Annotated in this window: 26 protein-coding genes and 1 pseudogene; 15 read left to right on the plus strand and 12 right to left on the minus strand. The window is 69.7% G+C overall.

What is annotated here, in order from left to right:
* Window positions 1–196: 196 nt before the first annotated feature.
* Window positions 197–1036: an SDR family oxidoreductase gene (locus G6N37_RS00675; RefSeq protein ID WP_163674572.1), complete on the minus strand. Its 840-nt coding sequence runs from the start codon at window positions 1034–1036 to the stop codon at window positions 197–199.
* Between the two features lie 176 nt (window positions 1037–1212).
* Between G6N37_RS00675 and mbp1 the strand changes: the two genes are divergently transcribed.
* Window positions 1213–1449, plus strand: a complete 237-nt coding sequence (gene mbp1 / locus G6N37_RS00680; protein ID WP_163674575.1) for a microaggregate-binding protein 1 — start codon at window positions 1213–1215, stop codon at window positions 1447–1449.
* Window positions 1450–1596: 147 nt separating this feature from the next.
* Window positions 1597–1893: a DUF3349 domain-containing protein gene (locus tag G6N37_RS00685; RefSeq protein WP_163674578.1), complete on the plus strand. Its 297-nt coding sequence runs from the start codon at window positions 1597–1599 to the stop codon at window positions 1891–1893.
* 7 nt (window positions 1894–1900) lie between these two features.
* On the opposite strand, the gene G6N37_RS00690 is transcribed toward G6N37_RS00685, so the two are convergent.
* Genes G6N37_RS00690 through G6N37_RS00710 form a run of 5 tightly spaced genes read right to left on the minus strand, consistent with a single transcriptional unit; the run spans window position 1901 to window position 5784 of the window.
* Entirely contained in the window at window positions 1901–2665 is a 765-nt protein-coding gene (locus tag G6N37_RS00690) for an endonuclease/exonuclease/phosphatase family protein (protein WP_163674581.1), read from the minus strand.
* 51 nt (window positions 2666–2716) lie between these two features.
* Entirely contained in the window at window positions 2717–3343 is a 627-nt protein-coding gene (locus G6N37_RS00695) for an SAM-dependent methyltransferase (protein WP_232075206.1), read from the minus strand.
* A complete protein-coding gene (locus tag G6N37_RS00700; protein WP_163674584.1) occupies window positions 3340–4113 on the minus strand; it encodes a PIG-L deacetylase family protein in 774 nt (257 codons plus the stop codon). The genes G6N37_RS00695 and G6N37_RS00700 overlap by 4 nt, the downstream gene beginning before the upstream one ends.
* Before the next feature lie 7 nt (window positions 4114–4120).
* On the minus strand, window positions 4121–5062 hold the full coding sequence (locus G6N37_RS00705; RefSeq protein WP_163674587.1) for an acyl-CoA dehydrogenase family protein: 942 nt from the start codon (window positions 5060–5062) through the stop codon (window positions 4121–4123).
* Window positions 5059–5784: a glycosyltransferase gene (locus G6N37_RS00710; RefSeq protein ID WP_163674590.1), complete on the minus strand. Its 726-nt coding sequence runs from the start codon at window positions 5782–5784 to the stop codon at window positions 5059–5061. Before G6N37_RS00710 ends, G6N37_RS00705 begins: the two co-directional genes overlap by 4 nt.
* Window positions 5785–5889: 105 nt before the next feature.
* Here G6N37_RS00710 and G6N37_RS00715 point away from each other — a divergent pair, with 105 nt between their 5' ends.
* Window positions 5890–6480 carry a nucleotidyltransferase family protein gene (locus tag G6N37_RS00715; protein WP_163674593.1) on the plus strand — a complete coding sequence of 197 codons (591 nt, stop codon included), beginning with the start codon at window positions 5890–5892 and terminating at the stop codon, window positions 6478–6480.
* On the opposite strand, the gene G6N37_RS00720 is transcribed toward G6N37_RS00715, so the two are convergent.
* A complete protein-coding gene (locus tag G6N37_RS00720) occupies window positions 6474–6731 on the minus strand; it encodes a DUF7218 family protein (protein WP_163674597.1) in 258 nt (85 codons plus the stop codon). The two genes, G6N37_RS00715 and G6N37_RS00720, sit on opposite strands and share 7 nt — an antisense overlap.
* 391 nt (window positions 6732–7122) lie before the next feature.
* Here G6N37_RS00720 and G6N37_RS00725 point away from each other — a divergent pair, with 391 nt between their 5' ends.
* The 4 genes and pseudogenes from G6N37_RS00725 to G6N37_RS00745 all read left to right on the plus strand — a co-directional run bounded on the left by G6N37_RS00725 (window position 7123) and on the right by G6N37_RS00745 (window position 11006).
* Entirely contained in the window at window positions 7123–7878 is a 756-nt protein-coding gene (locus tag G6N37_RS00725) for a sulfate transporter (protein ID WP_163684389.1), read from the plus strand.
* A 468-nt stretch (window positions 7879–8346) separates the two neighbouring features.
* Window positions 8347–9597, plus strand: coding sequence for a glycosyltransferase (locus G6N37_RS00735; RefSeq protein ID WP_163684392.1), 1251 nt, complete (start codon window positions 8347–8349; stop codon window positions 9595–9597).
* 70 nt (window positions 9598–9667) lie between these two features.
* Window positions 9668–10141, plus strand: a pseudogene (locus G6N37_RS00740) (helix-turn-helix transcriptional regulator); the annotation flags it as partial.
* Between the two features lie 448 nt (window positions 10142–10589).
* The gene (locus tag G6N37_RS00745) at window positions 10590–11006 is read left to right on the plus strand and encodes an STAS domain-containing protein (RefSeq protein WP_264067466.1); all 417 of its coding nucleotides are present in this window, start codon (window positions 10590–10592) and stop codon (window positions 11004–11006) included.
* Here the strand turns inward: G6N37_RS00745 and G6N37_RS00750 are convergent.
* Complete coding sequence (locus G6N37_RS00750) at window positions 11003–12361, minus strand: flavin monoamine oxidase family protein (protein ID WP_163674606.1); 1359 nt, start codon at window positions 12359–12361, stop codon at window positions 11003–11005. The genes G6N37_RS00745 and G6N37_RS00750 overlap by 4 nt on opposite strands.
* A 131-nt stretch (window positions 12362–12492) precedes the next feature.
* Here G6N37_RS00750 and G6N37_RS00755 point away from each other — a divergent pair, with 131 nt between their 5' ends.
* Window positions 12493–13449, plus strand: a complete 957-nt coding sequence (locus tag G6N37_RS00755) for an alpha/beta fold hydrolase (RefSeq protein WP_179961871.1) — start codon at window positions 12493–12495, stop codon at window positions 13447–13449.
* Here G6N37_RS00755 and G6N37_RS00760 read toward each other — a convergent pair.
* The 3 genes from G6N37_RS00760 to G6N37_RS00770 all read right to left on the minus strand — a co-directional run bounded on the left by G6N37_RS00760 (window position 13444) and on the right by G6N37_RS00770 (window position 17116).
* Window positions 13444–14790, minus strand: coding sequence for a flavin monoamine oxidase family protein (locus tag G6N37_RS00760; RefSeq protein ID WP_163674609.1), 1347 nt, complete (start codon window positions 14788–14790; stop codon window positions 13444–13446). The genes G6N37_RS00755 and G6N37_RS00760 overlap by 6 nt on opposite strands.
* A 74-nt stretch (window positions 14791–14864) precedes the next feature.
* Window positions 14865–15980: a hypothetical protein gene (locus G6N37_RS00765; RefSeq protein ID WP_163674611.1), complete on the minus strand. Its 1116-nt coding sequence runs from the start codon at window positions 15978–15980 to the stop codon at window positions 14865–14867.
* Window positions 15980–17116, minus strand: a complete 1137-nt coding sequence (locus G6N37_RS00770) for a phosphotransferase family protein (protein ID WP_163674613.1) — start codon at window positions 17114–17116, stop codon at window positions 15980–15982. Before G6N37_RS00770 ends, G6N37_RS00765 begins: the two co-directional genes overlap by 1 nt.
* A 57-nt stretch (window positions 17117–17173) precedes the next feature.
* On the opposite strand from G6N37_RS00770, the gene G6N37_RS00775 reads away from it, so the two are divergent.
* Both G6N37_RS00775 and G6N37_RS00780 read left to right on the plus strand, forming a co-directional pair.
* Window positions 17174–17776, plus strand: coding sequence for a TetR/AcrR family transcriptional regulator (locus G6N37_RS00775; RefSeq protein WP_163674616.1), 603 nt, complete (start codon window positions 17174–17176; stop codon window positions 17774–17776).
* Complete coding sequence (locus G6N37_RS00780; protein ID WP_163674619.1) at window positions 17773–18645, plus strand: SDR family NAD(P)-dependent oxidoreductase; 873 nt, start codon at window positions 17773–17775, stop codon at window positions 18643–18645. The genes G6N37_RS00775 and G6N37_RS00780 overlap by 4 nt, the downstream gene beginning before the upstream one ends.
* 11 nt (window positions 18646–18656) lie before the next feature.
* On the opposite strand, the gene G6N37_RS00785 is transcribed toward G6N37_RS00780, so the two are convergent.
* Window positions 18657–20036 carry a 13E12 repeat family protein gene (locus tag G6N37_RS00785; protein WP_163684397.1) on the minus strand — a complete coding sequence of 460 codons (1380 nt, stop codon included), beginning with the start codon at window positions 20034–20036 and terminating at the stop codon, window positions 18657–18659.
* Window positions 20037–20190: 154 nt separating this feature from the next.
* Between G6N37_RS00785 and G6N37_RS00790 the strand changes: the two genes are divergently transcribed.
* From G6N37_RS00790 to G6N37_RS00810, 5 genes are all read left to right on the plus strand, one after another.
* Window positions 20191–21135 carry a DUF4129 domain-containing protein gene (locus G6N37_RS00790; protein WP_179961872.1) on the plus strand — a complete coding sequence of 315 codons (945 nt, stop codon included), beginning with the start codon at window positions 20191–20193 and terminating at the stop codon, window positions 21133–21135.
* Window positions 21132–21614, plus strand: coding sequence for a hypothetical protein (locus tag G6N37_RS00795; protein ID WP_163674626.1), 483 nt, complete (start codon window positions 21132–21134; stop codon window positions 21612–21614). Before G6N37_RS00790 ends, G6N37_RS00795 begins: the two co-directional genes overlap by 4 nt.
* Window positions 21611–22588, plus strand: coding sequence for an AAA family ATPase (locus G6N37_RS00800; protein ID WP_163674630.1), 978 nt, complete (start codon window positions 21611–21613; stop codon window positions 22586–22588). Before G6N37_RS00795 ends, G6N37_RS00800 begins: the two co-directional genes overlap by 4 nt.
* Before the next feature lie 7 nt (window positions 22589–22595).
* Window positions 22596–23861, plus strand: coding sequence for a DUF58 domain-containing protein (locus G6N37_RS00805; protein WP_163674633.1), 1266 nt, complete (start codon window positions 22596–22598; stop codon window positions 23859–23861).
* Window positions 23862–23925: 64 nt separating this feature from the next.
* The gene (locus G6N37_RS00810; protein WP_179961894.1) at window positions 23926–24318 is read left to right on the plus strand and encodes a hypothetical protein; all 393 of its coding nucleotides are present in this window, start codon (window positions 23926–23928) and stop codon (window positions 24316–24318) included.

The raw sequence follows: 24318 nt of genomic DNA on the forward strand, positions 1-24318 counted from the left end.
CGTTCACTGAGCGGAGGATCAAACGACGTGGTCAATCTTGAGAATTCTCAACAAGAACAGGGGATTCTTAGGGAACCGTGATCGAGATCGTGACGGAATCGTGACCCGAAATCGGTGCCATCGCGGCCTTTATCGGGTCGCCGGATCAGGGCGCCTCGGCAACGGGATCGAACCGGGGCACGCCGCGACGCGCCGCTCAGGTCCGGGAGAAATCGGGCCGGTGCAGCGACGCGCTCACGTTTCCGCTGCCGTCCTTCGCGTGGCCGTTGGTGCTCGCCGGTGGCAGCGACCGTAGCCAGGTGTCGACGTCGGGACCGACGACCACCGCTCCTTCGGGGGCCAGCAGCGCTCCCGCGGCGAGCGCGGGAACGGCGGGCTTCACCGCACGCACCCGGCGGCTATCACCTTGACGCGCAAATATTTTGGAGGTCAACTCCGGTAGCCGGATGGCCTCCGGGCCCGTGATGGTGCGCGGTGCATGCGTCTGTCCCAGGGCCGCCTCGACGAGCACGTCGGCGACGGTGTCGGCGGCGATGGGCTGGATCAACCAGTCCTCGACGGTCACCTCGTCCCCGTCACAATTCACCGGCCCCGCGGGGCCGGCGGCGGATTCGTACCATGGCGTGGACTTCACGACCGCGGTCGGGACCGCTCCGTCGAGCAGGATCTCTTTCGCCTCCCGTTTGGCCTCGAAGTAGGCCACCCCGTCGAACACCGGATCTTCGATGCAGGCCATCGTCGACACCACCACACGCTGCACGTCGCGCGCGGCGCACACCCCCATGAGGTTGCGGGAGGCGGTGGTCAAGGTGTGGGCGACGTCCTGCTGCCCGTCGTTCGGCGCCGGGTTGGACACGTCGATGGCCACGTCGACTCCCTTGAGCGCCCGGTACAGGGCCGCCCCGTCCAGCAGGTCGACGCCATGTGCGCGGGAAACCTCGACGACCGCGACGTCACGGGCCTTGAGCCGCGCGACGACGCGCGATCCCGCGGTCCCGGTCGCTCCGATCACTGCGATGGTCCTCAGACGCCTCACCCCGCTTTCGTTGGTCGCTGGGTACTACCCACTGGATTGCGGTTCAAACGGCCCGATTCCCCCGATTTGGCGCAGCGCTTTCCCGTGATCGCGCGCACCCGGCCGGGGCGTTTGACGGGTCGTCCGACGGGAAAGCCGTAGGGGCGAGATGTCAGCAACGGAAGGGAGGTCGATCCATGGGGGATCAGAAGAGCGGACCACAGGAAGCCGTCCAGGGCGCCGTCGAGGGCGTGAAGGGCAAGGTCAAGGAGGTCGGCGGGACGGTCCTCGGCCGCGACGACGTGGTCGAGGAGGGTCGGGCCCAGCAGGACAAGGCCGACGCCCAGCGTGACGCCGGCAAGAAGGAGGCCGAAGCCGAGTCCGCGCGCGCCGGCGCGGAGGCCGCCGAACAGCGCCAGAAGGAACATCAGTAGGTCATCGGTGAAGGGGTCCGGTCCCGCTGCGGGCCGGGCCCCTTTTCAGGTCCGCCCGAATGGCAGGGTTTCAAACCGCCGCGCCCGGTTATTCCTGGCTAGGGCCGCTGGGCCGGTGCGAATCGCGGCGGATGAACGAGGTGGAAGATGAGCCTGAGCGACCGGGTCGTGCGCATTGTCGCGTTTCTGCGCGCGGGCTACCCGAGCGGCGCGCCCGCCCTCGGCTACGCGCCGATCCTGGCGTTGCTGCCGCGACGGGTGTCCGACGACGAAGTCACCACCATCGCGACGAAACTGCTTGCGCCCAGGCGTCGTTCGGCCGACAAGGTCGACGTCGGGGTGGAAATCACCCGGCTCACCGACGAGCTGCCCTCGGTGGGGGAGATCGAGCGTGTGCGGCGCCGGTTGAGCGCGACGGGATGGGCCGGCCAGCAGCACGGGTGAGCGCGGTTCACGCGTGTTCGAGGTCGACGACCAGCGGCCGATGGTCGGAGATCCCCATGGGCTCGGCCGCCACGGCGCTGCCGCGTAGACGGCGGTCGTCGGTCAGGATGTGATCCAGCTGGCGGTCGGGGGCGTCCGCGGGAAACGTCGCGGCGGCGGCCAGGGCCCGCATGCCCGACCAGCGGCGCGCGGTCTTGGGCGTCATGTTGAGGTCCCCGGTCAGCAGCCGCGGACCGGGGAGGCCGTGCAGGTCGTGAACCAACCGGCGCAGCTGGCGCCGGTTCCAGCCGGGCACGAAGGACAGGTGCGTGTTCGCGACAGTCAGCGCGCCCATCGGGGTGCGCAGCCGCGCGATCACCGCCGCCCGTGGTTCTTCGTCGACGACCATCACCCGGTTGGGACCCGGCAGGTACATGGGAAAGCGCATCGGAATGCGGGGCAGGCGCACGACCTGCCAGCTGGCCACCGGGAATCGGGACAGCAGCGCGATTCCGTAGGCCGCGGTCCCGGGTTGTTCGCGGCCCGTGGCGGCCATCCACGTCGCGCCAGGGGTGCCGGAGATGGCGGCCACGAACCGGTGCTCGACGGCGCCCATGGCCTCGGCGGCCACCGCGGTGAGGTCGGCCCGTTCCGACCGTGGCTGGTCGCAGTCGACCTCTTGCAAGCTGAGAACGTCGGGATCGAGGCGGCGCACGCAGTCCCGCAGCCGCTCGACTTCGACCCCGTCGCCGACGGTGCGGCCGTGCAGGATGTTGAAGGTCGCCACGCGCATAGGGTTTTCCTACCCACTTTCCCGCTCACGCAGTCCTGGGGCCGCGCCGCGTCAGCTCGCCCCGGGCACCCCCTCGCGCGCCGCCACCGACCGTCCGTCGCCGGTGTCGAACACCTCGACGACGACGTCCGGGTCCCGATAACGGCCCAGGGACGTCAGTCCGGGCGTACGCGCGATGATGTCGTGGGCCGCGTCGCCGGGGAGCGGGTAATCGGCCACCTCGTGGCGCCAATGCGCAGCAACGATCGTCGCCCCCGGCAACAGCCGGGGGCATTCGCGGCGCAGCGCGGCGGCCAGCGTCTCGGCCGTGAGGTAGTAGGCGACCTCACTGAGCACCAGCAGGTCGAAGGGCCCGGCCGGCCACGCGGCGTCCAGCGACGAACGGATCAGCGTGACCCGGTCCCGGCAACCGGCCGCGCGCAGCCGGGCGTCGGCGCCGCGCAGCGCCGCGTCGGCCACGTCGACCGCCGTCACGTGGTCACAGCGGCGCGCCAGCTCCGCGGTCAGCGTGCCGATCGAGCAGCCCGGTTCGAAGGCGTGACGGTAGCGGCGGGCGGGCAACATGGCGAGTGTGATGGCGTACTTACGCTGTTCGTACCACCGCGTCGAGAGCTGCCAGGGGTCGTCGGTGCCGACGTACATCTGGTCGAAGTAGGCGTCGGGCAGCCGCGGGCTCACCGGAAGACAACCTCGCCCACGGCGAGCAAGCGCTGCAGGACGAACGGCGGCAGTACTGGCGGCGTCTCACCGCGCCCGGGCCGCAATTGGCTCCGATAGCATTGCACGGCTTGGCGTTTACGGTTCACGGCCCAATCCGTGGCGGGGACCGAGCGGGCGCGGACCCACGGCACGGCGGGGTCGGCCGGGCTGGCCCAGTGCCACATCCAGACCGGATATTCCATGAGCGCGACGCCGGTGCGCGCGCATGCCGCCGCGGCGGCCCGTCCCACGGCTTCGTGGTCGGGATGCCCGTCGCCCCGCCAGGTGGCGGCGCACCAGGTGTCGGGACCCGCGGTCCGCAGGATTCCCACGAGCGACTCGGTAAGCCGATCCTCGTGGTTGGCCAGCTCACCGTCGGGCAGGCCCAGTCGCATGGGCGGAGCGAGACCTAAAGTGGCTGCGGCCCTGCGTAATTCGTATCGGCGAGTGGTCGCCAGGCGAATCCGGCCGGACAGCGTCGCCCCGGGCTGAGCGGCGCCGCCGTCGCTGACCGACACCACGCGGACGTCGACGCCCGTCGCGACCAGCTGTGCGATCATCGCACCCAGGCCCAGGGTCTCGTCGTCCGGGTGCGCCGCCACGACGACAAGGCGTCGGCAACCCGTGAGATCCAGTGCCGGCAGGGGGCCGCGCTCGAAAGCGGCCAGCCACAACGGCGCCGGGGTGCCGCCGTGGGTCAATGGTTTGGCCGCGAACCGGGTGCAGTTGCTGATCGGCGCGGTTCTCATGGCGCCCTCAAAGCCGGCTGCCGGCGAGCCGCCCGAGTTCGGCGAGGTCCCGCTCGGCGTGGCTCTGGCGGATGTAGATGCTCAGGTCGGCGACCCGCTGGGCGTGCCGTCCGTCCTGGCAGAGCGGGCCCGGCCCCAGTGCGCGGCCGGTGCGGGTGATGGCTTCGTCGACCGCGTGCTCCACGACGGTGCGCACGCGACGGGCCAGCAGCTGGGCGGTGCCGGCGCGGTCGAACGGATCGGTGTCGACCTGTATTGCCGCCGCGGCCAGGATGGCGTCGCCGGCCGCGAGCGCGGCGTCCACCGCGCCCAGGTGTGCCAGCGAGTAAGCGTCGGCGGATTCGCTTGCGGCGCAACGATACAGCGGATCGGCGACCCTGCGGGCGCCGCCGAGCCAGCAGGCGGCGACGCCAATTGCGCCGTGCCAGAACCCGGGCCGATTCAGATAGTCGCCGGGGTCGCCCACGGCGACGGCGTGGGCATTGGTGAACTGGACCGGCCGGGTGTCGCTGCCGGCCATCCCGGCGTTCCACCAAGTGCTGGGCAACGGTTTGACCGCGGGATCCGTCAGCTGGACGGCGAAGAGGCCCCGTGTCGCGTCTGCCAGGCGGGCGGTCACCAGCGCGTGCGTGCAAAACCCGGCGCCCGAACACCACACCTTCGTGCCCGTCAGCGTGAACGCGCCGTTGGCGTCGGTTGCCGTGAGCACCGCGTCGGGGGATTCCGCCGCCCAAACGCCCCACAGCTGGCCCGATTCCGGGGGCTTACCGCCCAGTTCGTGAAGGATCGCGACTGCGTCGACATGCGCCTCGGCGACCCTGGCCGCCACGATGTTCTCCTCGGCCAGTGATGCCAGGCGTTGCCAGCGTTCGGCGGTGCGCCCGGAGGCGGGCAGGGGCAACTCGAGTCGCCCGGACTCCAGCCAGTGCCTGACCAATCCCGCCGTCACGCGCAATCACCCGCCGCCGATCTCCCCAGTTGCCTGAGGTGGTGAGCGAACCCGTGTGGCGCCCGAGCCTGGGTTCGCGCCGAGGTGATGACCGATAATTCGGTGTCGCGGTGGATGCGGTAGCCGGCGGCCTCGAGTCGCTCGACCAAGTCGACATCCTCGCCGGAGGCCAGTGTCCGGAAGCCGCCGACCTGCCAGTAAGCCTGCGCGCTGAAACCCATGTTGGCGCCATGGATGTGATTGTGCTCGCCTTCGTTACCTGGCGGATTCCCTTGGTAGGACTGCAGATAGCGATCGACGACGCTCGCCCCGTGGCGGTGCCAATCGGCAACCCGCACGACGCCAAGGACCATGTCCGCTTCGGCTGCCAGCTGATGAACGAGCCAGCCGGGGTCGACCCGGCTATCGGCGTCGGTGGTGGCATACCAGCACCTGGTGTCGTCGCCGAACAGCGACCGCGCGTAGCCGAAGCCGACCGCCCGCGCAGCGCCGACGCTGTGCGCGTCGACGCTGATGAAATGCACGTCGGGCCCGTACTCACCGGCCAGCTCGGCGCTGCCGTCGTCGCAGTCGTCAAGAACCACCACGGTGGTGACCGGGATCGGCGCGCACAGGGCTGCGGTGAGCACAGCCCGCAGGCAGACCGGCAGCTTCGCCCGCTCGTTGCGGGCGGGGATCACGATGGCGGCGGCGTCATAGGCGCGGCGCCAAGCGGCTGACATAACCCGAAGATTTGCCCAATTAACCGCACGTTAAACGGCCTTGACGTCGCGCCCGGCCATCCGGCCAGGTTGCGACGCTGGTAAGCGGGGTATCTCGTAGGCACCATGGCACCCATCAAGACCCACGCCGACGTGCCGGGTTCGAGCCCGCAATTGCGGGAGGCGCTGCGCGGCGCGGCCTCGGCGCTCAAGGAGAATGGGCCTCGCTTCGCGCTGGCCGGGAGCTACGCGTTGTGGGCCTACGGCGCACCCGAACCCACGCACGACGTGGACCTCGTGGTCGCCGAGTCCGATGTGGACGACGCCGTGGCCACCCTCACCGATGCCGGTTTCGCCGTCGAACGTCCGCCGGAGGATTGGCTGTTCAAGGCGCGCACCGGCGACACGGTGGTCGATGTGTTGCACCGCCTCAACGGCGTGCGGGTGGAGCCGTCGACGCTCGACTGCGCCGAGCAGCACGACGTGCTGGCCATCAGGATGCCTGTGCTGCCGCCCACCGTGGTCCTCGTCCAGCAACTACGCGCACTGGGCGAGCACTACTGCGACTTCGCGAAGCTGCTGCCGGCGGTGCGCGCCGTTCGCGAACAACTCGACTGGGAGCAGGTGAGGGCACTGACCGCCGGCAACGACTACGCCGTCGCCTTCCTGGTGTTGGTCGAGCGGCTGGGGCTCGCCGACGCCGGCGGGAGTCAGTGATTGCGCAGCTTGGCCACCAATTTGTCCTTGGTCAGGCTCGAATACCCGGACATGCCAAGCTCTTTCGCGCGCTTCCTCAACTGCGGAACGGTCCAGTCCGTATAGGACCCGGACTTGCCCCCCTTACGCCCCACGGAGGATTTACCGCGCGCGGCGGCCGCATTGGAAATGCGGGCCGCCTTTTCCTTGGAGTCGCCTTGCTTACGCAAATCTTTGTACAGCTTCTCGTTCTTGATCGACGAATTCGGCATGATCCATCCTCTCTACGATGCGCCATCCCAGACGTCCCCGGGAGAATGCCCGCCGGGCGCGTGGGGAAAACTTTCAAGACGGGTCAAACCGATTCCTCGCGGGCGGTTTCTTGGGTCGAATCCCGTGATCGCGCACCATCTCTGCCGCGGCTTCGCCACGGCGCGCATGGGCGGACATCCGCGACACCTGACTATCCGTCATCGACTATCCATCGTCGAGTGGGTTACCTACCACTGAGGCGGGTAGTCGGAAGTGGTGATCGAGGCGACCAGCGGGTGGGTCCCGGCCCGCTCAAACGGCGTTACGAGGGCCTCACCGAAGAAACCGAACGGGCTTTGACCGTGCTCAGCGCGAGGTTGTCCAACAGCCGTCAAGCCGCCGGCGGTGCCGATGACTGAGGGCGCGTCGGCCATCCGCATCCACGTCCACACCGAGCAAGCGGTCCCGATCCTGCTGGTTGCCGGGATCCTGGACAGCTCCACGTACCGAAGCGTGCGCGACGCGGTGATCAAGGCCGCCCTGGACGAGCCCCGTGCGGTGATCGTCGACGTCGATCGGCTTTCCGCGCCGGCGGCCTCCGCCTGGATCGTGTTCACCAGCGCCCGCTGGCATGTCAGCATCTGGCCCGACGTGCCCATCATGCTGGTGTGCTCGGAACCGCACGCCCGGCGGGCGATCGCCGCCAACGGCGTGGCCGGATACGTGGCGGTGCACGCCACCCGCGAGCTGGCGCTGCACGCAGTCGCCGGCTCGTCGTTACACGTCCGGCGCCGGGCACGCACGGAGCTCCCGCGCTCCACCGGCAGCCCCGGCTTCGCCCGTGCCGTCGTCACCGATTGGCTCAAAGAATGGGACCGCCCAGACCTCATTTCGGCGGCGGCCACGGTCGCGACGGTCTTCGTCGAAAATGTTCTCGAGCACACCGAGAGTTCGCCGGTGGTACTCGTGGAAAGCTATCGCGACGGCGTCACCGTCGCGGTCGAGGACTGCAACGCCCGCCTGCCGAGCCGGCACGAAGATGAGCGCGGCGCCGAAATCGTGTCCGGACTGGCCATCGTCTCCGCATTGTGTCGCGTGTGGGGCAGTACGCCGACCCCGTCGGGGAAGACGGTCTGGGCCTTGCTCGGTCGGGAGGACCACATGTGAGCTGGCGAGTACTGTTCCAGTCTTCGAGCAACCGTGGAGCTCACGGGAATTTGACGGACGGTACGACCGACGAGGCTTTCGAGGCCCTGTTGCGCCATCTGCGGTGTTGTTGCACCGTGTGCACCACGATTGCGGCCGGAAACTCGGCCGACAGGTCGCCCACGACGGTCGACAAAGCGTCCAGACCACCCGCCGAGGCCACCAGAACTACCAGCGCGACGGGCCGCCGCGCGTCGCTCGCCCACCCACCCAGTCTCCCCACTCGACGGCCGCGCCGCCGTCCCGCTAACGATGCCCCCCGTTCGCGTTTCGCCCCGACTATCCGAAAAAACGAATTGACGGAAGGGGCGCACGAAGTGCCGGGGCGTGCGTTTTCCGGATGCCGGTCTGGGTAAATCTGGATGGGTGAGGACTACGCACGGTGCGGTGGGGGACGGGGGTATGTGCCACCGGATCGACAGGGGCGTCTTGAAGATCGCGATCGTGAGCGGCGACGACATCCACGGGGACGACCCCCGGCAGCTGTGTATGGCGCTCGCCGCACGCGGACATGACGTCACTCATTTCGTTCGCCGCGGAGATCACCGAGCAGCGCAGACCCGCGCCGACCGTCACCGCACCTTGTCGGTGCCCGTGGGCCCAAGGGCGGCGAAGTCGGACGCCGAGGTGTTGCCATACGTGGGCGAATGGGCGGGTGCGCTGGAACGCGCGTGGGCAGCGCAGACGCCGGACATCGTGCATGCGTACGGCTGGCTGGGCGGTCTGGCCGCCCAATTGGCCGCCCCGCGGCGAGGCGTGCCCACCGTGCAGAGTTTCCTGGGCCTGGCCACCACCCGTGGGCCCGGTGCCGGCGGGAAGGCGCCACGGGACAGCGAACGGACGCGGATCGAACCGCTACTGGCGCGCGGCGCGACGTGGGTCACGGGTGAGAGCGCCGACGACGTCGAGGCGCTGAGCCGGCTGCGCCGCAGCCGCGCCCGCGTGTCCGCTTTGACGAGCGGTGTCGACGTCGAGCGATACGACTCGAGGGGCCCGGCGCTGGCCCGGGCCGACCTGCGCCGCGTGCTCTGCATCGCGCCGAACCCATTGCCCTGCAACGGCCTCGATGTCGTCATCGGCGCCCTGCCCCGGGTTCCGGGCGCGGAGGTGGTGGTCGCCGAGACCGAAGTCGCCAACCGGGAGCATGACGAGGCACGGGCCCGGCTGCGACATCTCGCCACCGGCTTGGGGGTGGCCGACCGGGTCCGGTTCGCGGGCACGGTCGCCGCCGACGAACTGCCGATGGTGGTGCGGTCCGCCGACGTGGTCGCGTGCACGCCCCGAGAGCCACCGCGCGCGACAACGCCGCTACAGGCGATGGCCTGTGGTGTGGCGGTGGTGGCCTTCGGTGTCGGGGTGCTCAACGACGTCGTGGTGGACAACGTCACCGGGCTGGTGCTTCCGCCCGGAAGCCCGGGCGTCTTATCGGCTGCGTTGAGAAGCCTTCTCGCGCAGAGTTTTCAATGCGAGAGCATGGGCGCGGCGGGCCGCAGCCGCGCCCTGTCACGGTATGCCTGGGACCGCATTGCCCTTGACGCACTGAACATTTACCGAGGGGGGCTCCAGGTTGGACGCCGTCGAGGTTGCAGCTTTCGGGCGTCCGGCGACGCAACGGTGACCTCGCGCGAGGCCACGCCGTCGAGCACCAACCATGACCGCCATGTCGAGCACCACCGATAGGGCCGGCGCCGATGCGAGCGTCGGCGCGGAGGACCGACCGCCCGGCGCGTGGCAAGCCGATCTCGGCCCTTCCATGACGTTGGCGTCCCCGGACATTGCCCACCAGCCATTGATTGCGGCGGGGCTGGCACCGCTGCTGGGCGGCGCACTGCTGGAGTGTTACCCATCGGACATCACCGAGCAGGATCCGGTCAACGAGCCCGCGTTGCCGGAAACACTCAGGGACGCCATGTCTTTCATCCATCGTCACGCCGCCGAGGACGTCAGCATCAACGCCGTCTCCGCCGCCGTGCATCTGACACCCAGGGCGGTGCAGTACCTCTTCCGTCGTCAACTCGGCACCACGCCAACCGAATACATCCGCCGGGTCCGGCTGGAGCGCGCCCACCGAGAACTGCTGGCGGGGTCGCCGCCCAACGTCACGGTCACCCAAATCGCACAGCGTTGGGGTTTCGCGCACACCGGCCGGTTCGCGGTGCTCTACCGCCAGAAATACGGCCAGAGTCCGCACACTACGCTGCGGCACATGACCGCGGGGTCGTGAGGACGGACACGCCGCCGAGCCGCAGGTCAGCCGGGCCGCGTTCACCGCGTACGCCACCGGACGTCACGTTGGTGCCACGCCGCGACGCGAACACGCCGAAAGTGATCTTGCGCACCGCGAGTCGTGGGTGAAATCGCCTGGTTGACCGTCTATTCGGGGTCAAGCGGTGGATTGGCTACGTCGCTTATGTGCGCCGGGGGCCGCGATACCCGGTAGACTCTGGGCAGGTTGAGTCCCCAGCTGCCGTTTTCAACGGGCGCCACCCGGACACCGTCGTCGCTCGCCCTGCTCAATATCAAGCCTGAAGGGCGCACAACCCATGACCGCTTTTCCCGATCTGCATACCCACGATCGACATACCTACGATCCACCTACCCACGATCCAGCTACTCCCGAGCTGCTCGGCCAGCCGCGTAGCCGCTACCAAATCGATTGCGCCGGAGCAACAATCCACGTTCACGCCCGCAGCACAGCCACCGTTTTGCGCATCGAGGGTGAGGTGGACGCCTCCAACGCGGACCTGATCGCCGAGGCCGTTCGCCGGTTTGCGCGGTTGAGGGCCCCGCTGGTCCTCGACCTCGGTTGCCTGGACTTCCTTGCCGGCTCGGGCCTGCGCGCGTTGCTGGTCCTCAACGAGGAACAGCAACGGGCCCAGCTGCGATGCAGCGTGGTCAGCGGCGCGGCGTTGCGTCGGCTCACTCGGGTCGTGCCCGACCACGGCCTGCCCCTCGCCGAATCAGTCGCTGCGGCGCTTGCGCACATCGAGTGCGCCACAACGGCGCGCCGCCGGTTGGTTTCGGGCCCGGCGCGGCAGCACGAGCCGCAGCGCGACGTGTCGGGGCGAGTCCGCGGGCTGGCTTCCTAACGACTCAACCGGCGCAGCAACTGCTCGGCGGCGTACCGGCCGCTGGCCGCGGCGCCGTGCACCGTGCCCGGATTGTCGACGCCGACCGCTTCGCCCGCCAGGTAGAGCCGGTCGCCGATCGGTTCCTGTAGTCGGCGCCGGTCGTCGAGGCCGGAGCCGGGAGCGTGAAAGGAGTAGGCGCCGCGCGCGTACGGGTCGGAGCTCCAGGTCGACGTCTTGACCTCCACCGGCGAGGCGTCGCCGAACAGCCGGCGCGCGACCGGCAGCGCGGTCGCCATCAGATCCTGCGGTGAGGAGGACTCCACGGCGCGACCGCGGTCACCGGCGTTGAGGGCCAACACGATTGGACCCGCCGCCGCCGGCATGGTGAACCACTGGGCCCATCGGCCGGGATCGGCGGCGAGATATTGGTAGAAGGCATTGTCCGTCGTCCAACCGCGCCGGTTGAACCGGAAGAAGCTCTTGGACAGCACCCCGAAGCCCAGGGCGTCGACCGCGTGGCGGTGGCGGTCGGGCAGTGGCGGATCGAAAGTGATCGCACCGGCTTTGAGCACACCGAGGGGAACGGTGACGATGGCCGCGCGTCCTTGGAACGAGCGATCTTTCGATCGTACGACGACGGCGCCGTCGCGCTGCGCGATCGCGGTGACCGGGGTGTTCAATTCGATCTGCAGCCCGTCGGCGAGCAGCCTCGGCAGGGCGTCGTACCCGTTCGTGATGACAACCTGATCGCCGCCGGTGTAGTCGCCCTCGTCAAAGGTGATGGCTGACAGTTGATTAGCGTCGGCGGCGAACTCGTTCTCGATTTCGGTGGTGAGGTAGAACGCCAATTGGGCGCGGTCGGAGGTGGACATTGCTTTGCCGCCGACCGCGGCGTCGACGGCGGCGGCCAGGCTGCCGCCGTCGACTTGGAACCGTGCTCGTTCCACAAACGCCCGCCATAATGTCGGGTCGTAGTCGAGCGGTGAAAGTGTGGGATCGACAACGAGCTTGGCCCAGCTGTAATAGTCGGTCGCGACCAGCTGCGCCTGCGCTTGCCGCGCCAGCTTCATCAGCGGGTTGTCCACCGTGCCGTGGATCCACGACGCGCCCATTTCCAGCGGTGCACCCCAGGAGCGGTCGGTGTGTACTCGGCCGCCGATGCGGTCGCGGGCTTCGATCACCCGTACCGGCCATCCGGCATCGGCGAGGCTGCGGGCGGCGGACAGGCCGGCCATGCCGGCGCCGACGACGAGCACCGACCGGAGGTCCGGGCGCGGTCGGCCCGCGGTCAGCGGGCGCCGCGTGGCGCAGGCGGCCATCAGCCCGCCGCCGACCACGCCCGTGGTTGCCGCGATGAATTCCCGACGGGACATCGGGTACACGGGTGTTAGCGTCTCACATAAGAACCGTTTGCCGGATTTACCGAATCCGAACGGACCTTAGGGATAAACTTGCGGCAGTCCTTAACTGCGGCGACGACGCCGCGTTGGAGGGGGGAGCGGCGATGAGTGCTCGACGATCGGCTCGCGCCGTCGACCCCTACCCCGATGTGTTACCACCCAGCGAAACGGTCAGTGTCCGGGCGACCGACGGCACCCGATTGCACGCCGAGGTGTTCGGGCCGCCCGACGGCTACCCGATCGTACTGACGCACGGCATCACCTGCACCATCCGGGCCTGGGCCTACCAGATCGCTGACCTGGCGCACGACTACCGGGTGATTGCCTTCGACCATCGCGGCCATGGGCGCAGCGGAATGCCTCGGCGCGACGGATACAGCCTGAAACACCTTGCCTCCGACCTGAATTCGGTGCTGGATGCGACGTTGGCGCCGCACGAGCGCGCCGTGCTGGCCGGACATTCGATGGGCGGCATCACGATCGCCGCGTGGTCGGCGCGGTATCGGCATATGGTCCGCCGGCGCGCCGACGCGGTCGCGCTGATCAACACCACGACCGGGGATCTGGTCCGCAGGGTGCAGCTGCTGTCGGTGCCGCACGGGTTGTCGCCGGCCCGGGTGGCCGCCGGACGCGTGCTCATCCACGCGTTCGGCGGGTTTCCGATCCCGAGCGCCGCCCGCATCCCGAGCCGCTACCTGGTGGCGATGCTGGCGGTGGGCAGGGACGCGGACCCCAGCATCGCCAGGATCGTCCACCGGTTCTTCGAGCAGACCTCGCCCGCCGGGCGCGCCGGTTGCGCCAGGATGCTGGTCACCGCGTTGGGGTCGCGATATCTGGAGCTGGACGGTTTGACGGTGCCGACTCTGGTCATCGGCAGCGAACGCGACCGGCTGACCCCGATCAGTCAGGCCCGCAGGATCGCGGGCACCGCGCCCAACGTCGTGGGCCTGGTCGAGCTTCCCGGCGGCCACTGCTCGATGCTGGAACACCCGCGCGAGGTGAACCGCCACCTGCGGGCACTCGCCGAGTCGGTGACCCAGGACGTGCGGATCAGTTCATAGCAAGGCGCTGATCTCGGCGGCCGCCCGCTGGCCGGACCGGACGGCGCCGTCGAGAAACCCGGTCCATTCGTCCGCGGTCTCGGTGCCGGCCCAATGAATGGGGCCGACCGGTTCCCGCAACCACGGCCCGAACCGTGTCCACGATCCCGGTGGGACCGCCGCGGTGGGGCCGCCGGGCGCGAATTGTTCGGCGCCCCAACGGTGGTCGACATAGTCGAGCGGTTTGAGCGCGTCGTCGCCGAACAACGTCGCAAAGCAGCGCAGCGTGTCGTCGCGGCGTTGCTCGGGGGAAAGCGAGTCGAACGCGCGCGCGTCGACGAATCCCATCAGGACGCCCGGCCCGTCGGCGTGGGGACTGACGTCGAAGGTGATGAAAACCGGTCCCGTGTCCGACAGCGCCTGGCCGGAGAAGCCGTCGGCCCGCCAAAACGGCGTGGAATAGGCCGCGTAGGCCTTGCTGAGCCGACCCTGGGGCCAATGCCGGGCGAGTTGGTGGTACTCGGCCGGCAGCGGGGGAGCGAACTCAATCGATGCGCGGTGGGCGGGCGGGACCGCGACCACGACGAACCCGGCCTCCGCCTGGCCGACGTCGGTGGTGACCGTCACCCCGGCGCCGTGCCGGTCGATGCGGCGGACCGGGGCGTTGAGCACGACGCGGGTGCCCAGTTCGGCGGCCGCGGCCTCGGCGATCTGCTGGGTACCGCCCGGGAAACGGTCCTGCTGGGCACCGTTTTCGACGTCGAGCAGGCGATCCAGGCCACCGGCGGCGTGCGTATAGCGGGCCGCGTGCAGCATCGACACGTCGTCGGGTTCACACCCCCAGGTCACCCGGGACACGATCGCCAGCAGGTCGCGCGAGGATGCGGTGGCGCGCACGGACCGCAGCCAGCCACCGAGCGAGACGTCGTCGAGCTCGCGCGCGCGTCGCGCGTCCCACGGGGCGGACACCGGGACGCTGCGGGCGATCCGGTTGAATTGCCAACGCAGCCGCCCGATGTCGATCAGCCCGGTCAACGAAAGCTTGGGAATGGTGCCGCGGTAGGAGTGCGTCCAGCCGCGCCAATGGATGACGTTCTTGCCGTCGTGGTGGGTCGGGATGGTCGGGACGCCGAGTTCGGCGGCCAGCGCCAAGACGGCGTCCTGGGTCGGGCCGACGAAGGTGCCCCCCAGATCGGCGGGTAACCCCGCCACGCTGCCGGTGAAGGACCGGCCGCCGACGCGGTCGCGGCCCTCGAAGACCACCACGTCCTGGCCCTGGCGGGCCAGCTCACGCGCCGCGGCAAGCCCCGCGAAGCCTGCGCCGACCACGACGACGTCGACGATCCACGGCGGGTTTGGCACGCGCACCAGTCAACCCCAATTTCCGCGGTTTCGTGCGGCAAATGCGGCCGGCTTTTTCGGCGTTCGCGGGCTGCCTAGGGGGCGACGGTCAGCCAGTCGGCGAACCCCGACGGGTCGTGGCGGCCCAGCGCGCCGTGCTCGTACAGGCCCCAGCCCTCCACCGGCTCGCCGTCGCCGTCGCGGCACACCGCCCGGCCGACGTGGTCGATCACCCCGAAACCGGACCGCGCGACGATCGCCGGGTCGGTCATGTCGTAGGTGAGGCGCTCGACGAACTTCTCGCCCTTCCACATGCCGTGCAGCCAGTCCGAGTCGCCGCCGTAGCCGCCGCCGACATGGATGGGCACCGGCAGCTTGGACTCGATGTCGAAGTGGACCGGCGTGCCGTCGGGGGCGGTGGCATCGATCGTGGCCCCGGTCGGGATCCGGGTGCCGGAGCGGTAGTGGATCTTGACCCGCGGCCAGCCCAGCTGCTCGACGCGTCCGTCGCGCCAGACCCGGGTGCAGTCGTTGAGCGAGCGGAAGCCGTCGGGCGCTTCCTGGATGATCAGCACGATCGCGAAGTCGTCGAACGCCATCGGCACGTACAGCCACCACATACCCTCGAACGGCGGGTCGGCCGGCCGTCCCGCGGGCTCCGGCTCGCCGATTGGGCGGATGCCCCACGACCGGTCGCGGCTGCCGAGCCAGGTGCCGGGGTCGACGGCGATCTCCTCGCCGTCGATAGCGATGCGGCCGCTCCAGCTGCCGAGCTGGGCGAACCGCTGCGCGTCCAGCGTCACCCGGTTGCCGGACCGCATCAGGTGCGGCTGTTCCTGCACGACGTCGAAGAGCCCCTCCCAGGTCAGATCGGCTGCGATGCCTTCGGTTTCGTCGAGCACCAACCGCAGTTTGCGCAGCGGCTCGACGACCTCGATCCGGTAACCGTTGACGTGCTGGTTGAGCCGGTCTTGGTCGATGGCGTCACACAGGTGCACCGCGGTCTGGGTGTCCCCGCGCCTGACGAGGAAGAACGCGTCCTTGACGCCCAGGTTGGGGTAGTAGCCGATACCGCTGATGACGAAGATGTTTCCGGTGCGGTCGTGCGCGTTGAAGTACGAGCGATCGTAGAAGTTGCGGTCCGAGGAGCCCGGCCACGCGATCGGCTGGGGGATCTGGTGTACCGGGAACTCGTCGAGCGGTCCGAGCATTAGTTGTCCTCTCCGATCAGGCGCCGCATCAGCCCGGCGTGGTAGAACAGCGACTCCACGTCGTCGGGTTTCTCGGTTTCGCCGAAGTGCACCCGGCGCGCGCCGGTGCGCATGAACACGCAGGCCCACATGACGCCGGAGTACACGTAGAACCAGCGCAAGTCACCGACTTCCACGCCGGTCAGTCGCCGATAGGTCGCGCGCACGTCGTCCTCGCGCATCACCTCGGGCAGGCCCGGCAGCCCGGCCAGGCCGGTCAGCTCTTGAAAGACCATGTGCGCGTAGATCATCCACGCGACGTCGAGCTCACGCGGGCCGAGGGTGACCATCTCCCAGTCCAGCACCGCCACCGGCTGGAAGTCGCGGTACAACACGTTGCCCACCCGGGCGTCGCCCCAGAGCAGCACGGGTTCACGCGCGGCCGGTTCGGCCGGCCAATTGTCCTCCAGCCAGGTGAAGGTCCGCTCCAGCAGCGGCGAGCGGCCGATGTCGGGCACCGCGAAGTCATACCAGGACCGCACCCAATTGAAGTGGTTGCGCAGCGCGGTGTCGCCATCCTGCCCAGCCGCTAGGAAGCCGAAAGTGCTCTCCGCGTTGGGGATTGAATGCAACTTGGCCAGCACCCCGACGGTCGCGTCCTGCAGTTCGCGCTGCCGCTCGGCCGGGGCGTCGGCGAACCAGTTGTTGCCGAACGTGTAAGGCATGACGTCGGGCGGCACCACACCGTCGACGTAGTCCATCACGAAGAAGGGGGTGCCGAGCACCTCGCCGGTGGGCTCGAGCCAGCGCACCGGCGGAACGGGGACGTCGGTGAGCTCGCCGACTTTCCGGATGACTTCGAATTGGTGGTCGAGCCGGTAGGTCGGGAACACCTGCACGTCTTCGGGGGCGGGCGCCACCCTGGTCACGAGTTTCTGCTCGACGGGATTGCCGTCCTGCTGCCAGCGGGCCGTCAGGATGATGGTTTCCGAAGACATCCCCGTCGAGTCGACGCCGCTTTCGACGGTGACCTCCGGCGCCGACCCGGCGGGCAGCACGGTCGACAGCCATTTCGACATCACGCCGGGTAGCGTCGTGACGTCTCTGCTGGAGCGCTGAAGCCGGTCGACCTTGTCGAGCACGGGTTCGTTGGCCACGGGTGCCTCCATTCTTTGAGACTTCTTCGCGGCAATTACGATACGGTAGGTAGCGTTATGAAAGCAGACCCGTCCGACATTGACAAGGCCCCCGGCGCCGGCCGCCCGCGGGACCCGCGAATCGACTCGGCCATCCTATCGGCCACCGCGGAACTGCTTGTCCAAATGGGCTATTCCAGCCTGAGCCTGGCCGCGGTCGCCGAGCGCGCGGGAACCACGAAATCGGCGCTGTACCGCCGCTGGTCGAGCAAGGCCGAATTGGTGCACGAGGCGGCCTTCCCGGTGGCACCCACCGCGCTGGAGGCACCGGCCGGGGACTTCGCCACCGACATCCGGATGATGATCGAGGCCACCCGCGACGTCTTCACCACCCCGGTCGTCCGCGCCGCCCTGCCGGGCCTGGTGGCCGACATGACGGCCGACCCCGCCCTGAACGCCCGGGTGATGTCGCGGTTCGCCGACCTGTTCGCGACGGTGCGGACGCGGCTGGGTGATGCCGTCGAGCGGGGCGACGCGCATCCCGACGTGGATCCGGACCGGTTGATCGAGTTGATCGGCGGCGCCACGATGCTGCGCATGCTGCTGCGCCCGGAGGACGAACTCGACGATGAGTGGGTGGAGCAGACCACCGCCATCCTGGTGCACGGGGTGACGCGATGACGGGGCGCCTGGCCGGGCGGGCCGCGATCGTCACCGGTGCCAGCCGCGGACTGGGCCGGGCGATCGCGCTGGCCCTCGCGGCCGAGGGCGCCGCCGTCGCGGTGGCGGGTCGCACCGAGCAGGTCTGGGACGAGCGGTTGCCGGGAACCATCGGCGAGACGGTGGCCGACATCGAGGCGGCGGGCGGGCGCGCGGTGGCGATCCGGGCCGACCTGACCGACCGCGAGGACATCGCCCGGTTGGTGGGCACGGCGCGAGATGCTTTGGGGCCCATCACGATTCTGGTGAACAATGCGGCCTTCACCGCGCCCGGCCGCCCGCCGGCGCCCGGCTCCGAGCCGCGCGCCAAGTCCGCCAAGCCCGCGAGCGGCGCCGGCAAACCCGGGTGGCCGGGATTCGTCAGCATCCCGCTGTCCGCGTATCGCCGGCATTTCGACATCGCCGTCTTCGCCGCCTACGAGCTGATGCAGCTGGTGTGCCCCGACATGATCGAAGCGGGTCGGGGGTCGATCATCAACGTCACCTCGGTCGCGTCGCGGATCCCGGGCAATGGGCCGTACCCGGACCGCAGCGGCGGCGTGCTGCCCGGGTATGGCGGATCCAAGGCGGCGCTCGAGCATCTGACCCAGTGCGCGGCGTTCGATCTCGCCGATCACCACATCGCGGTGAATGCCCTGTCGCCGTCGAAACCGATCCTCACCCCGGGGCTGGCCTACTATGCGCGAGAGTTCGACGATACCGCCGCGGCGGACGAATTCGCCCGGGCCGCGGTCGAATTGACACTCGTCGATCCCGACAAAGTCACCGGTCGCACGATCGGTCATCTGCAGGTGCTCGACGGCAGCTTCCGGCCCTTCGAGCCGGAATAGGCGCCACATAGTCAGCCCTCGTCCGTATCGGGCGGGTCGGGATCGCCGCGCAGCAGTTCGTCGGGGTGGTGAGCGTGATTGGTCTCGGGTGGCCCGCTGCCATCCGTCCAGCCGAGCCGCCCGTCACCGTCGACCTCCGTGTGCCATTCACCACGGCTGGCCGCGGCGTGGTCACATCCGCACGCGAAAAACAGTTTGTCCGCGTCGGATCGGCCACCGGCGGCCCAGTCCGGGCAATGGTGAACCTCGCAGTGATAACCCGGCTCGAGGCAGTTGGGCCGGGTGCAGCCGCGGTCGCGGGCATGGCAGATCAGTCTCTGGTCGGCGGTGGCGATGCGTTTCTGCCGGCCCAGATACAGCGGCCGGCCGGTATGGTCGTCGAACACCGCCAAGTAGTGAATCCCATTGGCCGCCATGCGAATCAGATCCGGCATCGGCAGCCTGGAACCGCCGCCGGTCGTGGCGGGCGCCGGCATGGGCACCGACGGGTCGACGACCGCGTGTGCGGCCCGGTCGAGCTCGCCCAACGTGGTGGTGACGACCACGGTGACGGGATGGCCGCGGTGCGTCCCGAGCCGGCCCGAGGCGACGGCGGCTTCGAGGCCGAGCTTGAACGCGTCGTGGCAGCGTTGGGCCGGTGTGCGCCGATCGCGCGCTTCGGGGTCTTCGCCCTGCCCACCGGGTCGATGCCGGCCGGGCCGCACGGCCGCCGCGACGGCTTCGAAGTAGGCGCGGGCCTCGGGGTCGAGCAGTCCGGACAGTGGCGACATGCCGTCGGGTCCCTGCGGGCCCAGGTGCAGCCGGCGGCGGCGGGCCCGGTCGACGTCGTTGAAGAGGCCGTCGGGATTGAGGTGATCGGCGATCCGCCGGCCCAGCTTGGCGACGACGCCGGCGTCGAGCTTGGTCGCGTGCCCCACCAGAGCGAGCTCCGCGTCCGCCGCATCCGACGGCGCTACGCGGGAGGGCAGCACATCGACCGCGGCGCATACCGCCCGGATGTGGTCCTCGCCGACCGCGCCGTCGGCCACCGCGGCCGCGAGTGCCGGTAGCTCCGGTGGCACGGGCGGCCCCGTCAGGGAGCGCCGCGGGCGGATCCGGGCCGCGAGCCGGAAGCGGCGGGTGATCTCGTTGGGGGTGATGCGCAGTCGCGCCCACAGCTTGTCGCGCACCGACGGCACGCAGCCGCTTCCGTCGGGCGGGTCGGCGATTTCGGCAAAGAACCGGTACATCAGCCCGCGGTTGGTGCGGTCCTGGTATTCCAGCCGTTCGGCGACCTCGACCCGGAAGTCGTTGCCGACCACATCCGACGAGGTCTCCCGCAGCACGTCGTGGGCGGCGTCGATCGCGTCAAGAGCAGCGCCGACCCGCCCTCGTGCCTGTTCGGCGCTCATCCGGGAAACCACGCCCCCACGCTATCGAACAAATGTGCGAAACGGAGGCCGAGAACGCGGTTTGTGGATGAACCGCCAACTGTGGATAACGCGCGGCTTGACGTGCCAGGATGAGGCAAGCCAGTGCCGCAACAACCGGTCGAGTGGTATGCCAATGCCCGGTATGGACAAGCCGACGGGGCGGGTCGTCGCCCTGATCGCGCTGCTGCTCGTCGTCTCCGCCGCCCTGCGTGGTTACCTGCCGGCCCCCCACCAGCGGGCACACGGCGAGCAGGGCAGCAGCCAGGCGGCGCTGATCATCGTGGTGGCGGCCCTGGGCATCACTCTGGCGCTGGTGGCGATCGCGGTCGTCGCCCGGCTGCGGGACCCGCGCGCGGCGGCGCCGCAGGCCGGCCAGCTGTCCGAGATGCTCGGCAACGGGAAGGGCCGGCCGAGCTGGCGGGTGGTGCTGATCGGGGCGGCGGTCATCATGGCGTGGCTGCTGCTCGTGTTGTTGGTGTCGCATCTGTTGTCGACCCACGGTGTCGGTCAGGCGCCGCCCCCGCCCGCGACCGGCGCCGCGTCGCCGCAGAATGTGAACGCCCCCGCGCCGCAGCGGCCCCACCGGCAGACCGGGGACATGTTCGGCATCCTGCTCGCCGCCAGCGTTCCGACACTGTTGATCATCGTCACCGGGACGCTCGTCATGTCCCGGCGCCGGCGGCGCGGGGCGGCGGCCACCGTCGCCGATGATCCCGCCGAAACCGCTGTCGCGCCAACGCGTTCGGAATCATTGGCACGGGCGGCCGAACGGGGGCTGGCCGAGATGACCGACCCCAGCCGGGAACCCCGCGAGGCGATCATCGCCTGCTACGCGGCCATGGAACGCGAGCTCGCCAACGTGCCCGGCGCCGTCCCGCAGGACTTCGACACCCCGACCGAGGTTCTGGCCCGGGCGGTCGAACACCATGCGCTGCACGCCGACAACGCCGTGCAATTGGTGAACCTGTTCGCCGAGGCGCGGTTCAGCCCGCACGTGATGAACGAGGGCCACCGCGACGTGGCGGTGCGCGTTCTGCAGTTGGTCCTCGACGAACTGGGCTCACGGAGTGCCGCATGAGAAAAACGCTGGCCCTTGGCATCTGCCTTATCGCCGGGATCGAGCTGCTCGCGCTGCTGCAGCCCGATCGCCGGTTCGTGTTGGCCGCCTCGGGCGGTGCCCTCGGCCTCGTCCTGCTCACCCTCCGCCGTGTGCTCGGGCGTGGCGCCCAACCGGAGACCGACGCGGATTCCGACGACCTGGGGGATTCGTTGCGGCGCTGGCTGTCCACCACCGCGACGACGATCCGGTGGTCGGAATCCACCCGGGTCGACTGGGACCGCCACCTGCGCCCGATGCTCGCGCGCCGATACGAGATGGCGACGGGCCAGCGACGATCCAAAGACCCCGTGGCGTATCAGGCGAGCGGTCAGATGCTCTTCGGGACCGATCTGTGGGAATGGGTTAATCCGAACAATGTCGCGCGCACCGGTGACCGGCGGCCCGGTCCCGGCCGTGCGGCGCTGGAAGAGATCCTGCGAAAGTTGGAACAGGTATGACGCTGCCGGCGGCAACAACCACAGCGCGCTGCGAGGCGGTGCTCGACGAGATCGAGCGCGTGGTGGTGGGCAAGCGCTCCGCGCTCACCCTCATCCTCATCGCGGTGCTCGCGCGCGGCCACGTCCTGATCGAGGACCTGCCCGGCCTCGGCAAGACGCTCATCGCCAGGTCGTTCGCCGCCGCGCTGGGGCTGCAGTTCACCCGCGTGCAGTTCACCCCGGACCTGCTGCCCGCGGACCTGCTCGGCTCGACGATCTACGACATGCAATCGGGTCGTTTCGCCTTCCGGCCCGGACCCATCTTCACCAACCTGCTGCTCGCCGACGAGATCAACCGCACGCCGCCCAAGACCCAGGCGGCGCTGCTCGAGGCGATGGCCGAGGGCCAGGTGAGCATCGACGGCGAAACCCACCAGCTGCCAAATCCTTTCATCGTCCTGGCGACCGACAACCCGATCGAGTACGAGGGCACCTACCCGCTGCCGGAGGCCCAGCTCGACCGGTTCGCGATCCGCCTGGAGCTGCGCTACCTCTCGGAGCGCGACGAGACCGCGATGCTGCGCCGGCGCCTCGACCGCGGCTCGGTCGAGCCGACCGTCAACCAAGTCGTGGATGCGCACGACCTGCTCGCGATGCGCGAATCCGTCGAGCAGGTCACCGTGCACGAAGACGTTTTGCACTACGTGGTGTCGCTGGCCAACGCGACGCGGCACCATCCGCAGGTGGCCGTGGGCGCCAGCCCGCGGGCCGAACTCGACCTGGTTCAACTCGCCCGCGCGCGTGCGCTGCTGCTGGGCCGCGACTATGTGATCCCCGAGGACGTCAAGGCGCTCGCCGTCCCGGCGGTCGCGCACCGGATCACCCTGCGACCCGAGATGTGGGTGCGCAAGATTCAGGGTGCCGACGTCGTCGGGGAGCTGCTGCGCCGCCTACCGGTGCCCCGAACCGGCGAGGGGCACGGGGGCAGCGGATGAGTGCGGCGTGACCGGGCGAAAGGTCGAGTTCCGTTGGCGCGCATCGCACTTGACACGCGCCGTCGCGACCTGCGCGGGGTTGGCGCTGGCGGCCGCCGTCATCGGTGCACGGTGGCAGTTGATCGCCTTCGCGGCGCCGCTGCTCGGCGTGCTGTGCTCGATCAGCTGGCAACGACCCGTGCCGACAATCCGCATACACGGCGATCCCGATTCGCAGCGGTGCTTCGAGAACGACCGCTCGCGGTTGCGCGTCTGGGCGACGGAAGAGGGTGAGGCGACGGGATTTTCGACCGTCGAGGTCACGGTTCCGCCCGTCGAGGGGATGCAGCTCGAGACGCTGGACGGGGATTCCCGCCACGCCAAGACGATTGCGGCTACCGCGCAACGGTGGGGCCGGTACTTCATCCGGGCCCGGGTCGACGCGGTCGCGCGCGGTGGGCTGCTGTCGGGGACGGCCACGGTGGACGGCGCCGAGGTCATCGTGTTCCCCCTGACCCCCCCGCAGTCGACGCCCATCCCGCAGACCGAACTCCTCGACCGCCTGGGCGCCCACCTCACGCGGCATATCGGCCCGGGTGTCGAATACGCCGACATTCGCGCCTATGTGCCGGGAGACCAACTGCGGGCGGTGAATTGGCCGGTGAGCGCGCGCCGCCGCCAGTTGCACGTCACGCAGCGCCTCACCGACCGCGCCGCCGACGTGGTGGTGCTGATCGACACATACCGGCAGCCCGCGGGCCCGGCGACCGTGGCCACCGAGCGCGTCGTCCGCGGCGCGGCCCAAGTCGTGCAGACCGCGCTGCGGCACGGAGACCGCGCCGGGATCGTCGCCCTGGGCGGCAACCACCCGCGCTGGCTGGGCGCCGACATCGGGCAGCGCCAGTTCTATCGGGTGCTCGACACCGTGCTCGGCGCCGGCGATCGGTTCGAAGGCACGACGGGAACGCTCGCGCCGCGGGCGGCGATGCCCGCCGGCGCGATCGTCATCGCGTTCTCCACGCTGCTCGACACCGAGTTCGCGCTCGCGTTGATCGATCTGCGCAGGCGCGGCCACGTCGTCATCGCCGTCGACGTCCTCGACCGCTCGCCGTTCGAGGACCAGCAGGATCCCCTGGTGGACCGGATGTGGTCGCTGCAGCGTTCCGCCATGTATCGCGACATGGCGACCGTCGGCGTCGACATCGTTTCGTGGCAGGGGGACAGCGGACTGGAGCAGTCCATGGGTGTGCTGCCGGATCGCCGCCGGCGGGTGCGGGGGCGGCTGCGTGGCTAGCGGCAACACCGCGGGAGTGCCGAGGCTGTGGGCTCCGGCGTCGTCGGTGGCATTCGGTCTGCTGATGGTGGGTTTGGCCGCCGACGGCTCGCACGGACTGGCGGTGGCGGCCTGGGTGGCGGCTCTGATCGCGGTGGTCGGGGGAACGGTATTCCGGCCTGGGGCAACGCTTGCCGTGTTGCTGTCGGTGGTCACCATCGCGCTGTCCGACCCGCCGCTGGTGTTCGTGGCCCTGTCCGGGCTGTGCGCCGCCGCGTACCTGGTCTGCCGTCACGCGGTCGGCGCGCCGGTCGGTGCGGTGATGGGGAGTGTTCCGACAGCCGTTGGCGCCGTGGGCTTTACGTTCGCGGGGTGGGTGGCGGCGTCGTTCCCGCTGCAGCTGCCGTGGTTGCCGTTGGCCGCGCCGCTGGCGGCGCTGGCCGTCTACGTGCTGGCCGTGCGCCCGTTTCTGGGCTGA

The sequence above is a fragment of the Mycobacterium seoulense genome, from assembly GCF_010731595.1.
GTDB classification, from domain to species: Bacteria; Actinomycetota; Actinomycetes; order Mycobacteriales; family Mycobacteriaceae; genus Mycobacterium; species Mycobacterium seoulense.

Coding starts and splice junctions, on each gene's coding strand:
- mbp1 (WP_163674575.1), top strand. CDS start 1,213: ATGGGGGATCAGAAGAGCGGACCACAGGAAGCCGTCCAGGGCGCCGTC.
- G6N37_RS00685 (WP_163674578.1), top strand. CDS start 1,597: ATGAGCCTGAGCGACCGGGTCGTGCGCATTGTCGCGTTTCTGCGCGCG.
- G6N37_RS00690 (WP_163674581.1), bottom strand. CDS start 2,665: ATGCGCGTGGCGACCTTCAACATCCTGCACGGCCGCACCGTCGGCGAC.
- G6N37_RS00700 (WP_163674584.1), bottom strand. CDS start 4,113: ATGAGAACCGCGCCGATCAGCAACTGCACCCGGTTCGCGGCCAAACCA.
- G6N37_RS00710 (WP_163674590.1), bottom strand. CDS start 5,784: ATGTCAGCCGCTTGGCGCCGCGCCTATGACGCCGCCGCCATCGTGATC.
- G6N37_RS00715 (WP_163674593.1), top strand. CDS start 5,890: ATGGCACCCATCAAGACCCACGCCGACGTGCCGGGTTCGAGCCCGCAA.
- G6N37_RS00720 (WP_163674597.1), bottom strand. CDS start 6,731: ATGCCGAATTCGTCGATCAAGAACGAGAAGCTGTACAAAGATTTGCGT.
- G6N37_RS00725 (WP_163684389.1), top strand. CDS start 7,123: ATGACTGAGGGCGCGTCGGCCATCCGCATCCACGTCCACACCGAGCAA.
- G6N37_RS00750 (WP_163674606.1), bottom strand. CDS start 12,361: ATGTCCCGTCGGGAATTCATCGCGGCAACCACGGGCGTGGTCGGCGGC.
- G6N37_RS00755 (WP_179961871.1), top strand. CDS start 12,493: ATGAGTGCTCGACGATCGGCTCGCGCCGTCGACCCCTACCCCGATGTG.
- G6N37_RS00765 (WP_163674611.1), bottom strand. CDS start 15,980: ATGCTCGGACCGCTCGACGAGTTCCCGGTACACCAGATCCCCCAGCCG.
- G6N37_RS00775 (WP_163674616.1), top strand. CDS start 17,174: ATGAAAGCAGACCCGTCCGACATTGACAAGGCCCCCGGCGCCGGCCGC.
- G6N37_RS00780 (WP_163674619.1), top strand. CDS start 17,773: ATGACGGGGCGCCTGGCCGGGCGGGCCGCGATCGTCACCGGTGCCAGC.
- G6N37_RS00785 (WP_163684397.1), bottom strand. CDS start 20,036: ATGAGCGCCGAACAGGCACGAGGGCGGGTCGGCGCTGCTCTTGACGCG.
- G6N37_RS00790 (WP_179961872.1), top strand. CDS start 20,191: ATGCCCGGTATGGACAAGCCGACGGGGCGGGTCGTCGCCCTGATCGCG.
- G6N37_RS00795 (WP_163674626.1), top strand. CDS start 21,132: ATGAGAAAAACGCTGGCCCTTGGCATCTGCCTTATCGCCGGGATCGAG.
- G6N37_RS00800 (WP_163674630.1), top strand. CDS start 21,611: ATGACGCTGCCGGCGGCAACAACCACAGCGCGCTGCGAGGCGGTGCTC.
- G6N37_RS00810 (WP_179961894.1), top strand. CDS start 23,926: ATGGTGGGTTTGGCCGCCGACGGCTCGCACGGACTGGCGGTGGCGGCC.